This window comes from Streptomyces anulatus (assembly GCF_000721175.1).
GTDB classification, from domain to species: Bacteria; Actinomycetota; Actinomycetes; order Streptomycetales; family Streptomycetaceae; genus Streptomyces; species Streptomyces anulatus_C.
This window is the reverse complement of the sequence record NZ_JOEZ01000023.1, coordinates 39,348-52,534: the sequence shown is the minus strand read 5'-3', so window position 1 is coordinate 52,534 and position 13,187 is coordinate 39,348. Positions and strand designations below refer to the sequence as shown.

The 13,187-nt window shown below is 72.9% G+C and carries 11 protein-coding genes; 1 reads left to right on the top strand and 10 read right to left on the bottom strand.

The window, feature by feature from the left end; translation table 11 throughout:
• Positions 1 to 113: 113 nt before the first annotated feature.
• The 4 genes from IG90_RS0125780 to IG90_RS0125765 form a co-directional block, all read right to left on the bottom strand.
• Positions 114 to 2,546, bottom strand: coding sequence for a HelD family protein (locus IG90_RS0125780; protein WP_030589191.1), 2,433 nt, complete (start codon positions 2,544 to 2,546; stop codon positions 114 to 116).
• A 131-nt stretch (positions 2,547 to 2,677) separates the two neighbouring features.
• Positions 2,678 to 3,625: an anti-sigma factor gene (locus tag IG90_RS0125775; RefSeq protein ID WP_030589188.1), complete on the bottom strand. Its 948-nt coding sequence runs from the start codon at positions 3,623 to 3,625 to the stop codon at positions 2,678 to 2,680.
• Positions 3,622 to 4,209, bottom strand: coding sequence for a sigma-70 family RNA polymerase sigma factor (locus tag IG90_RS0125770; protein WP_063739458.1), 588 nt, complete (start codon positions 4,207 to 4,209; stop codon positions 3,622 to 3,624). The genes IG90_RS0125775 and IG90_RS0125770 overlap by 4 nt, the downstream gene beginning before the upstream one ends.
• A 66-nt stretch (positions 4,210 to 4,275) precedes the next feature.
• Complete coding sequence (locus IG90_RS0125765; RefSeq protein WP_233435862.1) at positions 4,276 to 4,890, bottom strand: CGNR zinc finger domain-containing protein; 615 nt, start codon at positions 4,888 to 4,890, stop codon at positions 4,276 to 4,278.
• A 168-nt stretch (positions 4,891 to 5,058) separates the two neighbouring features.
• On the opposite strand from IG90_RS0125765, the gene IG90_RS0125760 reads away from it, so the two are divergent.
• Positions 5,059 to 5,694: a GNAT family N-acetyltransferase gene (locus tag IG90_RS0125760; RefSeq protein ID WP_030589176.1), complete on the top strand. Its 636-nt coding sequence runs from the start codon at positions 5,059 to 5,061 to the stop codon at positions 5,692 to 5,694.
• Here IG90_RS0125760 and IG90_RS0125755 read toward each other — a convergent pair.
• The 6 genes from IG90_RS0125755 to IG90_RS0125730 all read right to left on the bottom strand — a co-directional run bounded on the left by IG90_RS0125755 (position 5,627) and on the right by IG90_RS0125730 (position 13,116).
• On the bottom strand, positions 5,627 to 6,190 hold the full coding sequence (locus tag IG90_RS0125755; protein WP_030589174.1) for a GNAT family N-acetyltransferase: 564 nt from the start codon (positions 6,188 to 6,190) through the stop codon (positions 5,627 to 5,629). The two genes, IG90_RS0125760 and IG90_RS0125755, sit on opposite strands and share 68 nt — an antisense overlap.
• 87 nt (positions 6,191 to 6,277) lie before the next feature.
• Entirely contained in the window at positions 6,278 to 7,420 is a 1,143-nt protein-coding gene (locus tag IG90_RS0125750; RefSeq protein ID WP_030589172.1) for a uroporphyrinogen-III synthase, read from the bottom strand.
• Positions 7,421 to 7,564: 144 nt separating this feature from the next.
• The gene (locus tag IG90_RS0125745; protein ID WP_030589170.1) at positions 7,565 to 8,896 is read right to left on the bottom strand and encodes a nitrate/nitrite transporter; all 1,332 of its coding nucleotides are present in this window, start codon (positions 8,894 to 8,896) and stop codon (positions 7,565 to 7,567) included.
• A 135-nt stretch (positions 8,897 to 9,031) separates the two neighbouring features.
• Complete coding sequence (locus IG90_RS0125740; RefSeq protein WP_030589168.1) at positions 9,032 to 10,207, bottom strand: acyltransferase family protein; 1,176 nt, start codon at positions 10,205 to 10,207, stop codon at positions 9,032 to 9,034.
• Entirely contained in the window at positions 10,204 to 12,435 is a 2,232-nt protein-coding gene (locus IG90_RS0125735; protein WP_078585129.1) for a bifunctional polysaccharide deacetylase/glycosyltransferase family 2 protein, read from the bottom strand. Before IG90_RS0125735 ends, IG90_RS0125740 begins: the two co-directional genes overlap by 4 nt.
• Entirely contained in the window at positions 12,436 to 13,116 is a 681-nt protein-coding gene (locus IG90_RS0125730) for a hypothetical protein (RefSeq protein ID WP_030589162.1), read from the bottom strand.
• Positions 13,117 to 13,187 lie beyond the last annotated feature (71 nt).

The following is a 13,187-nucleotide window of genomic DNA, read 5'->3' as shown; positions in this document are numbered from 1 at the left end:
TGGGCCCGGGGGCTTGGATCGAGCCGGTGCCAGTACCAAGGTAACAAACACCCCCGAGAAGTGATTCCCGTGCGTCGGGTTGACTCGCGAAACCCTCCCCGCCCGGCTGTACGTCAGTCCCTCAGCAGGTCCGGCACCCCGTCCTCGTCCGGCAGGTCCCGCTCCCCGGAGACCACCGTGAGCTGCTGCGTCGCCCGGGTCAGCGCCACGTACAGCACCCGCAGACCCGCCGGGGACTCGTCCGCGATCTCCGCGGGCGAGACGACCACCGTGGCGTCGTACTCCAGGCCCTTGGCCTCCAGGCTGCCCAGCGCCACCACCCGCTCCCCCAGCTCCGCGAGCCACTCGCGGGCCTGGGCACGCCGGTTCATCGCGACGACCACGCCGACCGTGCCGTCCACCTCCGCAAGCAGCCTGGCGGCCTCCTCGCGGACCGTTGCGGCGAGGTCCCCCCCGCGTACCGGCTCGAAGCGCGGCACCACCCCGGTCGAACGGACCGCCGCCGGGGACTCCATGCCGGGCATCGCCAGCGCCAGCACCTTCGCGGCCAGCTCCGCGATCTCCGCCGGGTTGCGGTAGTTGACGGTGAGGGTGAAGCGGCGGCGCGGGCGGGAGCCGAGCGCCTCGTCCCGGGCGGCGCCCGCCTCGTCCGGGTCGGACCAGGAGGACTGGGCCGGGTCGCCGACGATCGTCCAGGTGGCGTGCCGGCCCCGGCGGCCGACCATGCGCCACTGCATCGGGGTGAGGTCCTGCGCCTCGTCGACGATGACGTGGGCGTACTCGGTGCGCTCCGCCGCGAGCCGCTCGGCCCGCTCCCACTGGGTCTCCTCGCGCTGCGGCATCAGCTCCTCCAGACCCGAGAGCTGGTCCAGCGGGTCCGCCTCGCGCTTGCGCCGGGGCCGGTTCGGGGTGCCCAGCAGCGCCTGGAGCTCGTCCAGGAGCGCCACGTCGTGGACGGAGAGCGGACCGCTGCCGTCCGCGTCGAGACGCTTCAGCGACCGGGCCAGGCGGCGCACCTCACCCTGGTTGAGGATGCGCCGGGACCAGCGGCCGAGGCGCCGTTCGTCGGCCATCGCGGCCAGCACCCGGCGCGGTGTCAGTTCGGGCCACCACGCGTCGAGGAACTCCAGGAACGGGGTCTCGGTGGAGACGTCCTCGTCGAACGACGAGCGCAGCTCCGCCACCAGTTGGGGGTCGGTGTAGCGGCCGCGTCCGGAGGACCTGTTCCACAGGGCGTCCAGCAGCAGCTTGCGGGCGCGCGGGCGCAACAGGTTGACCGGGGCGGTCCCGCTCAGGGCGTTGTGCCGGATGCGATGGAGTTCGTCGGCCTCCAGCTCGACCCGGGCCCCGAAGGCGACGACGCGCAGCCGGTTCGGGGTCGGCGCGGCACCGCCTTGTTCGGGCTCCTCGCCGAAGGCGAGCTGCCCCGCCTCCTCACGGGGTGCCGCGGGCCGGCCCTGTTCCAGCGCGCCCCGGGCGGCCTTGCGCAGCACGTGGAGCATCCGGGAGGAGCCCTTGATCCGGGCCACCGCCGGTTCGTCGTACGCCCCCCCGTCACCCGACCGCCGCCCCTCATCGGGGTCCTTCGGGCCGCCCCTCCCGTACGCGCCCTCGACGCCCGCCGCCTCGGACAGCGAGCCGACCGCGCGGATCGCGACCTGGCCCTCCTCGCCGAGCGAGGGCAGCACCCCTTCGGTGTACGCGACCAGGAGCGGGGTGGGCGAGACGACCAGGATGCCGCCCGCGTACCGCCGACGGTCCTGGTAGAGCAGGTACGCCGCCCGGTGCAGGGCGACCGCGGTCTTGCCGGTGCCGGGGCCGCCGGTGACCTCGGTGACGGAGGCGGCGGGGGCCCGGATGACCAGGTCCTGTTCGGCCTGGATGGAGGAGACGATGTCCCGCATGGTGTGGCTGCGGGCCTGACCGAGCGCCGCCATCAGCGCGCCGTCCCCGACCACCGGCAGCTTCTCGCCGTCCAGGAACGCCGTCAGCTCCGGGCGCATCAGGTCGTCCTCGACCCCGAGGACCTTGCGGCCCTTGGAGCGGATGACCCGGCGGCGTACGACGCGGCCCGGCTCCTTCGGGGTGGAGCGGTAGAACGGGGCGGCGGCCGGGGCCCGCCAGTCGATGACCAGCGGGCTGTAGTCGGAGTCCAGGACTCCGATCCGGCCGATGTGGAGCGTTTCCGCGATGTCAGCGGTGGCGTCCTCCCGGACGGTGTCGTCGGCGGGTTCGACGGAGGTGTACGCGCCGTCCGGGCCGCGCTCCCCGTCCTTGCCGAGCAGCAGATCGATCCTCCCGAAGAGGAAGTCCTCGAACTCGCTGTTCAGCCGGTTGAGGTGGATCCCCGCCCGGAACACCTGGGCGTCCCGCTCCGCGAGCGCGCCGGGGGTACCGACCTGGCCGCGCTTGACGGCGTCGTTCATGAGGAATTCCGCCTCGTCGATCTTCTCTTCGAGGCGGTGATAAACACGGTCGAGATGCTCCTGCTCGACACCGATTTCCCGGTCCCGCAGCGATTCGACAGCGGCATCCTGCGCGGCCACCGAGGCCCCCTTCTTAACGGCACTGGGCAGCCGTCAACCCTATGCGAAGGGGGGCCCGAGCGCACCTGCCGACCGCATCCCGATCGCGCGTCGTACCGGGTGGGGCGCGGGAGGGCCCGGCGGGGCGCGGTTCAGGCCCCGATCTCCACCAGCCGCTCCCCGTCGAAGGTCCGCACCTCGAAGCGGTCGATGTCCTTCCGGTCCATCGCCGCCCCGCCGTGCACGTACAGCGGGGACTTCGCCGTCGGGTTCGTGGCGCCCTCGATGCCGTACCCCCACCGCGGGACGGACCAGGAGGTGACGACCTCCTCCTCACCGGTCTTGGAGACGGCGACCAGATTGCACTTCTGCGGTCCCTTGACGTTCTTCAGCTCCAGGACCGTGTGGGTGCCCCAGGCCTTCTCCTCCATGCCGACGGTCGCGCCGACCTGGGTGGTGGGGTCGGTCGCGGAGACCTTCTCCGTCATGTGCTGGAAGAAGGCGTCCTCGGCCGGGCTGGTGGGATGCGGATCGCCCGCCGCCACCGGTCCGCCGCCGCGGTCGTCGCCCGCGGTGACCGCGAAGGCGGCGACCGGGCCGCCGATGATCAACGCGGCGGCCGCGGCGACCAGATACCGGCTGCGGCGCGTGCGGCGGTGCCGCTTGCGCGCGACCTCGTCCATCAGCCCGCCGAGCAGCCGGGGCGCGGGCCGCTCGGGAACGTGCGGTACGGGACGGGCACCGGGCGCGGCGGCGGGCGCCTCGGAGAGCATGGCGAGCATGGGCTCCATCGTCGCGAACTCGTCGAGATGCGCGGCGCACCGGGCGCAGCCCGCGAGATGGGTCTCGAAGGCGCTCGCCTGGGCGTCGTCGAGGATGCCGAGGACGTACGCGGCTGCCGCGTCGTGCTCGGGCCCTTCGGGAGGCACCCCGAACGGCTCGCCCCGGCCGGAGGGGCCGCCGGGGTGCCCGGGGCCGGAGTGGTGCGCGGGCCCTGAGGGGTGTGCAGGACCCGCGGCATACGGGGTACTTGAGGGACCGGACGGCGTGTGGTGGCCGGGAGGCCGGGGCCCCCACGGCTGCCACTGCTGGTCGCTCATGCCGTGATCCCCCTCTCTTCGAGTGCGAGCTTCATCGAACGCAGTGCGTAGAACACCCGGGACCGCACGGTCCCGCTGGGGACGCCGAGCACTTCGGCGGCCTCATTGACCGTACGTCCCTTGAAGTAGGTCTCGACCAATGCTTCCCGGTGCGCGGGGGTCAAATCTTCGAGCGCGTCCGAGAGCGTCATCAGCCACAGCGCCTTGTCGATCTCGTCCTCCGCGGGAATGACCTCCAGCGGCGACGGATCGACCTCGCGCGGCCGGGCCTGCCGGCTGCGGTGGTTGTCGATGACGATGCGCCGGGCGACCGTCACCAGCCAGGGTCGGACGGAGCCGGTGGCCCGGTTGAGCCGGCCGGCGTTCTTCCAGGCACGGATGAGCGTCTCCTGCACCACGTCCTCGGCCCGCTGGCGGTCGCCCGCCACGAGTCGGAGCACGTACGCGAGCAGCGGCCCGGCATGTTCGCGGTACAGCGCCCGCATCAGTTCCTCGTCCGGTATCCCGGAGGGTGACGGGGGCGGCTCACTGCGATGTCGTGCCCTGTGCGGACGGTCATCGGCCACGGCCGCATCCTTGCGCACCCGAACCTCCCGGTCGAGACCTCTGAAACGAGCTCTTCGACCATCGATACGGGGGTGGGGGCCGGTTCATTCAACGCCGGGCGGAATTTCTTTCTCCGGACCGCCCACATCGGGTGCGCCCAGGGTCCTGCGCCGGTGCCGGGCGACCCGTTCGCGGTTGCCGCAGACCTCGCCGGAGCACCAGCGGCGCCGCCCGCCGCGCGAGGTGTCCAGGTAGAGCCGGTGGCAGGCCTCGCCCTGGCAGCGGCGCAGGGCCGCCCGCGCGACCGGGTCGGTGAGCAGGTCCACCGCGTCCCGGGCGACGGCGGCGAGGAGCCCCGCGCAGTCGGGCACGGCGCTCAGGGCCCGCACCAGATCGCCGTCGGCTCCGCGCACCGCGCGGGGCCCCGGAGGCGCCCCGGACGCAAGGGAGTTGATCCGCGCCAGCGCGCCGTCGGCCACGGGTCCGCCGAGCTGAGCCGCCATCAGGCGGCTGATCGCGGAGCGCAGTTCGTGGAAGCGGGCCACCCAGGTGTCGTCCAGGGCCGGCAGCACGGTGCCCGGCGGGACGAGCCCGGCGTCGGTCAGCCACTGGGCCAGGTGCGCGGGCCCGTCGAGCTGTTCGCAGGTACCGGGCACCCCGCCCGCACGTTCCGTGGCCGCCAGATCGAGGCAGATCCGGCCCGCGTCGAACCGCCACATGCGCGTACTCCTGCCCGCTGCCATGCTCCTGTCACCGCCTTGGTCACCGGTGGAACGGCCACCCCCAGAGTGCCCCTGTCGGGGCCCGCCCGGAACCCCTGCCGCCGCGCGGGGTGCGGGCCCCGCCCGCGTACCGTGGCGGCCATGGATCACGAGGGGGAGACACTCATGGACCACCGCGACGGGAGCGTCGTGATCGGCTCCGGTGGGCTGCGGCTGCGCCGGTGGCGCGAGGAGGACCTGCCGGCGCTGCTGGAGGCGTACGAGGATCCGGCGATGCGGCGGTGGCTGGCCACCCAGGTCTCCGGAGCGGACGGGGCCGCCGCCTGGCTGGAGGCGCAGCGCAGGGGGTGGGCGACGGGCACCCGCTTCGCCTTCGCCGTGACGGAAGCCACGACGGACGAAGGGCGGGTCGGCGAACCACTCGGCAACATCGCGCTGAAGCGGCCGGATCCGCGGAACGACTGTGCGGAGGTGGGCTATTGGACGACGGCCGCGGCGCGCGGCCGGGGCGTGGCGTCACGGGCGCTGACGGCACTGTCCGAGTGGGCGTTCGCGGAGTTCGCCGAACAGGGCCTGACCAGGCTGGAGTTGATGCACCAGGTGGACAACGAGGCCTCCTGCCGGGTGGCGGAGAAGGGCGGATACGCGCTGGCGCGGGTGATCCCGGCGCTGCCGCCCGACTATCCGCTGGACGGCCATGTGCATGTGCGGGAGGCTCCCTCGGCGGCGACGCTCAGCCGGCCGGCGGATCATCGTGCAGAAGCCGCTGGAACAGGTGGTGGTCCCGCCAGCGGCCGCTGATGTGCAGATAGCCGGGGGCCGTGCCGATCCGCTCGAACCCGGCCTTGGCGAGCACCCGTTGGGAAGGGGTGTTGTCGGTGACGGTCGCCGCCTCGACGCGGTGCAGGCCCAGCCGGTCGCGGGCCGCTTCGCAGACCGCGCCGACGGCGGCGGTGGCCAGTCCGCGCCCGGCGTGCTCCGCGTCGACCCAGTAGCCGAGGCGGGCGTTGCGGTAGGGGCCCCGCTCGACGCCGGAGAGGGTGAACGCTCCGATCACCCGGTCGTCGGCGTCCGCGAGCACCCAGGGCATGGCCCGCCCGGCGTCCCGGTCGGCCAGCAACGCGGTGAGCCGGGCGGCCTGGCCCTCGACGCTGTAGAAGAGTTCGGGGCGTACGGGTTCCCAGCGGCGCATGTACGCGCGGTTGCGCGTGAGGGCCGCGGCGAAGGAGGGCGCGTCGGTGATCTCGGCGTGGCGGAAGGCCACGTCCGGAGCGATGCGGAGGGGGTGACTGGTCATCCGGTCACGCTAACCGGGGGCTCCCCGGCTGCTGCCCACGGGCCCGGCGATGGCGGGCGTGTGCGTGCGGTCCTCCCCGTACGCCGCTCAGCGGCCGTACTTCGTGTCCGCCGACGGGTCCAGCGCCAGCCGGTAGCCGCGCTTGACGACCGTCTGGATCAGCAGGGGCACGCCCAGCGCCGTGCGCAGCCGGGCCATCGCCGTCTCCACCGCGTGCTCGTCGGTGCCGCTGCCGGGCAGCGCCCGCAGCAGGTCGGCGCGGGAAACCACCCAGCCGGGGCGGCGGGCCAGCGCGTGCAGGAGGGCCATGCCGGCGGGCGGCACCGCGCGCAGTTCGTCGTCGACGAGGACGGCGTGGCCCCGGATCTCGACGCGGTGGCCTGCGACGGGCAGGACGCGGGCGGCGGACGGGAGGTGGGCGCACATGAGCTGGACGAGGGGGCCGAGCCGGAAGCGTTCCGGCTGGAGGGTCGTGATGCCCCGGGCCTGGAGCGGGAGCGCGGTGACCGGTCCGACGCAGGCGACCAGCACGTCGTCGCGCAGGGCGCCGAGGACTTCGGGGAGCAGTCCGCGGGTCTCGGCGCGGCCCAGGAACGAGGCGGCGGCGGGGGCGCTGGTGAAGGTGACCGCGTCCAGGCCCCGGGCGGCGGTGACGTCGAGCATCCGGTCGAGCGGGGCGATGTCCTGCGGCGGCATCCAACGGTAGACGGGGACGACGACGACGTCGGCGCCCGCGGCCGTCAGGGACTCGACGAAGCCGGGCAGCGGTTCGCCGTGCAGCTGGAGGGCGACGCGGCGGCCGTCGACGCCTTCGGCGAGGAGCCGGTCGAGGACCTCGGCCATCGATTCGGACCCGGGCGACCAGGCCTCGGTGAGCCCGGCGGCCCGGATGGCGCCCTTGACCTTGGGGCCCCGGGCGAGGAGTTCGACCCCGCTCAGCGTCTTCAGGAGGGCGTCGCCGATGCCCCAGCCGTCGGCCGCCTCGATCCAGCCGCGGAAACCGATCGCGGTGGTGGCGACCGCGATGTCGGGGGCGTGGCCGATCAGTTCCTTGGTGGCGTCGAGGAGTTCGCTGTCGTCGGCGAGCTGCACGATCCGCAGGGCGGGGGCGTGCAGGACGCTGGCCCCGCGGCGTCTGAGGAGGGTGCCGAGCTCCTCGGCGCGACGGGCGGCGGTCACCCCGACGGTGAAGCCCGCGAGGGGGCCGTGCGTTGTGTCGTCGTCCTGCATGGCGTGTTCCCCGGTTCCCGTGTTCCCGCTGGTACGCGATGTGCGGAGGCCCGAGCCTGCCAACAGTGCGTGACAGGCTCGGTTCCCCCGTATTTCCCGGCCGTTACGTCACACGACGCCGGGGTGTCGTCCCGTGGCCCCTCCCTACACCTCCGCGTAGCCGAGCTGGGCCCGGGCGGGCGCGGGTGCGGGGCGGCGAAGGTATACCGCCCAGGTGAGGGTGAAGCACACACCGTAGAAGGCGAGGAAGGACCAGAACGCCGCGGTTCCGGTTCCGGCGGCCTGGAAGGACTGGCGGAAGGCGAGGTTGATGGCCAGGCCGCCGAGCGCGCCGACGGCCCCGATGAGGCCCATGGCCGCGCCGGAGAGCCGCCGTCCGTGGGCGGCGGCCGCCTCCCCGTCGAGCCCCCGGGCGAGGGCCTTGGCGTGGAAGATGCCGGGGATCATCTTGTACGTCGATCCGTTGCCGAGGCCTGTCAGGACGAACAGGGCGGTGAAGCCGGTGAGGAAGACGGGCAGCGAGGCGTTCCCCGAGGCCTGGATGACGACGCCGGTGGCGGCTGCCATCGCGGCGAAGGTGGCCAGGGTGATGCGCGCACCGCCGTACCGGTCGGCGAGCCGGCCTCCGACGGGCCGGATCAGGGAGCCCAGCAGCGGGCCGATGAAGGTGAGCGACGCGGCCTGGAGCGGGGTCCGGCCGAACTGGGTCTGGAGCACCAGGCCGAAGGCGAAGCTGTAGCCGATGAACGAGCCGAAGGTGCCGATGTAGAGGACCGACATGATCCAGGTGTGCGGGTCGCGGACGGCCTCCAGCGCGGCACCGGTGTCGTTCTTCACGGGCCGGAGGTTGTCCATGTACAGGGCGGCGCACACGGCGGCCAGGACGATCAGCGGGATGTACACGCCGAGGACGATCCGGGGGTGCGAGGCCCCCAGCGTGCCGATGACGAGCAGGCCGATGAGCTGGACGACGGGGACGCCGACGTTGCCGCCGCCCGCGTTCAGACCGAGCGCCCAGCCCTTCCTGCGCAGCGGGAAGAAGGCGTTGATGTTGGTCATCGACGAGGCGAAGTTGCCGCCGCCGATCCCGGTGAGCGCCGCGACCGCGACGAAGGTGGCGTACGACGTGCCGGGCTCCATCACCCAGAAGGCGGCCAGGGTCGGGACGAGCAGGCTCACCGCGCTGAAGACCGTCCAGTTGCGGCCGCCGAACCGGGCGACGGCGAAGGTGTACGGCACCCGCACCAGCGCGCCGACGAGGGTGGCGGTCGAGATGAGGAAGAACTTCCCGGCCGGGTCGATGCCGTACTCCGGTCCCATGAACAGGACCATCACCGACCAGAGGGTCCAGATGGAGAATCCGATGTGCTCGGAGAGCACGGAGAACCACAGGTTGCGGCGGGCGACGCGTTCGCCCTTCTCCCGCCAGAACGTCTCGTCCTCCGGCTCCCAGGTCTCGATCCAACGGCCTGCCATCACGCGCCTCCACAGGGGGTCGGGGTGTTGTCCCCGACGCTAGGGAGCCCGCGTTTCGGCGTGGTGCCGCGAGGTGACCGGTGCGCAACCTTGCTCTCACCGGGCCGGGGGCGGTCCGGTGAGATGCGGTGCCCGCTACCCCCTGCCGTCCGGCCAGAGCTGCGGCCGGCGCTTCGCGGCGACGTCCTCGGCCCAGCCGAAGACGAGGACGCAGAGCGCGATGAGGGCCCAGGTGATCAGCAGCACGGGCACCCAGCTCTCCAGCAGCCAGGGCACGTTCTCGCTCAGCGCGTCCACCGACCAGAGCCGGTCGTAGAGCGTGGCGGCGGTCAGAATGCAGACGTTGTGCCAGAGGTAGACGGTCACGGCCCGCGAGTTGAGCAGGGTGACCGGCCGGTCGAGGGCCCGCAGCCGCCTGGGCCACTCGGTCCAGGACGGGCTGTAGTGCAGCAGGAGCAGGACGCAGCCGAAGGACCACAGGGCCTGGGCGAGCGGGATGGAGTCCAGGTCGAAGCCGCTGCGGAAGCCCTCGTGGCTCGCCCACCACAGGCCCGCGCCCGCGAAGAGCGGGGCGATCGACGGCACGGTGTAGGCGGGCAGCCGTCTCAGGACGCCTTCCTGGTGGGCCATGCCGAGGACCCAGCAGGCGCCGAAGGTGGAGAAGTCGGTGATCGCGGAGTCGAGGCGGTCGGTGGTGGAGAACAGCTCCAGGCGCATGACGACGGCGAGTGCGAGCGGGGCGAGCAGCGTGGGCCAGGGCAGCCGGCGCAGGCCGCGCAGGATCAGCGGGGAGAACAGCACGAACCACAGGTAGGCCCGGATGTACCAGAGCGGCCCTGCCAGCTCCTCGGGCCAGCTCGCCCCGAGGATTCCGTCGATGCCCGCCACGTCGTACGCGTACGGTGGATCGCTGAGCGGCAGCACCCAGTACAGGAGGTGCTGCCACCACCAGCCGGGGTGGCCCTCGGCGTCCGGGCCCCAGCCCTGGGCGAGCATGCCGGTGACGCCGATCGCGCCGAGCAGCCACAGCGGCGGCAGGAGCCGGCGGACGCGGCCCCGGATCACCTGGACGGCGGGCCGCTCCAGCGAGCGGGCCATCAGCGTCCCGGCCAGCGCGAACATCACGCCCATGGAGGGGAAGACGATGGGCAGCCAGGCCCATCCGGTCAGGTGGTAGAGGACGACCCGGAAGAGGGCGAGGGCCCGCAGCAGGTCGAAGTACCGGTCGCGGACGGGCTTGACGCGCACCACGGGTCGCGGCGGGGCCGCGTGGTCCGTGGAGAGGGCCCTCGGCACGGGCGGGGCGGTCATACGAAGGGCCTCCGGTCCGCGCTGCCGCCGCTGACCGGCCCGGTGTCGGGGGCCTGTTGCGGGCGCTGGACGGAGCTGCCGCCGGGGGCCTCCACCGCGCCGGTGCGGCGCAGCTTCTGCCAGCGCAGCCGGCCGCCGGTGAGCGCGGTGATCCAGGACTGGAGCAGCACGACGTACATGAGCTGGCGGTAGAGGATCTGCTGGAGCGGCAGCGAGATCAGGTGCACCATGCGCTCCTTGTCCAGCCGGAACGCGTACGCGGCGCACACCGCCTGGACCACCAGGACGCCGAACCAGGCGGCGACGGTCTTGGCGGTCGGGCCGAAGACCAGCCCGTACAGCAGGAACACGTCGATCAGGGGTGCGAGGAGCGGGGCTACGACCATGAAGAGGGAGACGAACGGCAGCCCGACCCGTCCGAAGCGGCCCGAGGGCCCGCGTTCGATCACCGCGCGGCGGTGCTTCCAGATGGCCTGCATGGTGCCGTACGACCACCGGTAGCGCTGCGACCACAGCTGCTGCACGGATTCCGGGGCCTCGGTCCAGGCGCGGGCGTTCTCCGTGTAGACCACGCGCCAGCCGTCCCGGTGCAGGGCCATGGTGACGTCGGTGTCCTCGGCGAGGGTGTCCTCGCTCATGCCGCCGACCCGCTCCAGGGCCTCGCGGCGGAACGCCCCGACGGCCCCGGGGATGGTGGGCATGCAGCCGAGCACGTCGTACATCCGGCGGTCCAGGTTGAAGCCCATCACGTACTCGATGTGCTGCCAGGCGCCGATGAGGGAGTCGCGGTTGCCGACCTTGGCGTTGCCCGCGACGGCTCCGACCCGGGGGTCACCGAAGGGCTGGACCAGCTCGCGGACGGTGGCGGGTTCGAAGACGGTGTCGCCGTCCATCATCACGACGATGTCGTAACGGGCGTGCCGGATGCCGTTGTTGAGGGCGGCGGGTTTGCCCGCGTTCCGCTGGCGCACGACCCGTACGCGGGGCAGCCGCATCGCCTCGACGAGGTCGGCGGTGCCGTCGGTGGAGCCGTCGTCGATGACGATGATCTCGATTCTGTGCTCACTGGCGGCCAGGGAGCGCACGGTGGCCTCGATGCACTCGCGTTCGTTGTACGCGGGGACGAGGACGGAGACCGGGCGGGTGACGGGCGCGCCCCAGCTGAAGTTCCTGCGGCGGACCTTGCGGGCGTGCAGGAACGACAGCAGCAGCATCAGCCCGAAGCGGGCCAGGACCAGGACGCCGATGACGGCGAGCCCGACGACCAGGACGCCGGTGATCCGCTCGGACACGGCGACGGCGGAGACGAAGGCCTTGCCCTTCCACAGCGCGAACCCGGTGACCGGGGTGTGCGCGCTGGGGGCGTCGAGGGCCGTGGTGAGACGGGTGAAGGTGTAGCCCTGCTCCTTGAGGTCGGGCAGCAGGGTGTCGAGCGCGGCGACGGTCTGCGAGCGGTCGCCGCCGGAGTCGTGCAACAGGATGATGGCGCCCTTGCCGTCCTTCGGCGTGGCCCGCTCGACGATGGCGCGGACGCCGGGGCGCTTCCAGTCCTCGCTGTCGGTGTCGTTGACGACGGTGAGGTAGCCGCGGCTGCCGACGTACTCCGTGACCGGCCAGGACTTGTTGTCCATGGCGTACGAGAAGGAGGAGTACGGCGGCCGGAAGATCGAGGTGCGGATGCCGGCCGCGCCCGCCAGCGCCAGCTGGTTCTGGGACAGCTCCCAGTCGATGCGCTCGTCGGACTGGTAGGAGAGGTCGGGGTGGTTGAAGGTGTGCAGGCCGATCTCGTGGCCCTCGGCGACCATCCGCTCGACCAGGCCGGGGTAGCGGGCGGCCATGTTGCCGGCGACGAAGAAGACGCCGTGGGCGTCGTGCTCCTTCAGCTTGTCGAGCACCTTGGGCGTCCACACCGGGTCGGGTCCGTCGTCGAAGGTCAGGACGATCCGGCGGTCGGGTATGCGCAGGGTCTTCGCGTCACCGGAGCGGGCGTCGATGACGGGCCCGCCGGAGCGGACGTCCTTCGGCACCTGGGTGTTCCGGTCGGCGTCGCGGACCCGGTGGTCGGCGAGGATCTCGCTGTGCACGTATCCGCGCAGCATCAGCATCGCGAGCAGGGCGACGAGGAACGTCGTCGGCAGGAGGTAGCGCATGGGGAGCCTGAACCGGCTCCGGCCGCGTGGCGCTTTCCTCGATCTGCCGTTCCTGCCCCGCGTGGCGGGGGTGTTCATCTACGGGGCGCTCTCTTCTTGCACCGGCGGATCGGGAGTCTCGGCGGGAGGTGTCGTCGGATCGGACGGCTCCGGCTCGGGGGGCGGCGGCGGGGGGTCGGCCGGCGGTTTGGCGGTCGAGGTCGTGGGGGCCGGTTCCGTGGCCCCGCCCGCGCCGCCGCCGGTGGTGCCGGGCGGAACGGCCGACGTGGACGCGGAGGGGCTGCCCGTCGATCCGGCGGGCACCAGCACGGAGGGGGCCGACGGGGTCGCGCCGCCGGGCTCGCCGGACGCGTCGGGCGCCGCGGAACCGGAGACGCCGGGCCCCGGCTCCGGGGCGTCGCCGGACGGGTCCCCGGCGGCCTCGCTGGGTGCGGGGACCTCCTCGACCTGCTCCGCCTGCGCCTCCTCCTTGGGCTCGGCCAGGGGCAGCCACGGGGCGCTGGAGTTGCCGCCGAGGACGGCGAAGACCAGCGTCACGGCGTAGGCGGCGCAGACCGTGGCCAGCACCCAGCCGAGACGTCGGAAGGTCTTGCTGCGGCGGCCGCTCTCGTCGACGAAGACGGGGCCGTCGGAGCCGTCCGGCGGGGCGGGCTCGCCGGGCAGTTCGGCGAGCTGACGGCCCAGCCCGTCGAGCTGGATCGTCGCGTCGTTGGGCTCATGCGTATGCCCGGTTCTCTTGTCTTCGCGCCAATTGTCCACAGCTGAAGCCCCATCCCCCACTCAAAGAATCGGGCACACCGAATTTGACTGGTTCTTTACTGTTGGACTGG

Coding starts and splice junctions, on each gene's coding strand:
- IG90_RS0125765 (WP_233435862.1), bottom strand. CDS start 4,890: ATGTGGCGGTTCGACGCGGGCCGGATCTGCCTCGATCTGGCGGCCACG.
- IG90_RS0125750 (WP_030589172.1), bottom strand. CDS start 7,420: ATGCAGGACGACGACACAACGCACGGCCCCCTCGCGGGCTTCACCGTC.
- IG90_RS0125755 (WP_030589174.1), bottom strand. CDS start 6,190: ATGACCAGTCACCCCCTCCGCATCGCTCCGGACGTGGCCTTCCGCCAC.
- IG90_RS0125740 (WP_030589168.1), bottom strand. CDS start 10,207: ATGACCGCCCCGCCCGTGCCGAGGGCCCTCTCCACGGACCACGCGGCC.
- IG90_RS0125775 (WP_030589188.1), bottom strand. CDS start 3,625: ATGAGCGACCAGCAGTGGCAGCCGTGGGGGCCCCGGCCTCCCGGCCAC.
- IG90_RS0125735 (WP_078585129.1), bottom strand. CDS start 12,435: ATGAACACCCCCGCCACGCGGGGCAGGAACGGCAGATCGAGGAAAGCG.
- IG90_RS0125760 (WP_030589176.1), top strand. CDS start 5,059: ATGGACCACCGCGACGGGAGCGTCGTGATCGGCTCCGGTGGGCTGCGG.
- IG90_RS0125745 (WP_030589170.1), bottom strand. CDS start 8,896: ATGGCAGGCCGTTGGATCGAGACCTGGGAGCCGGAGGACGAGACGTTC.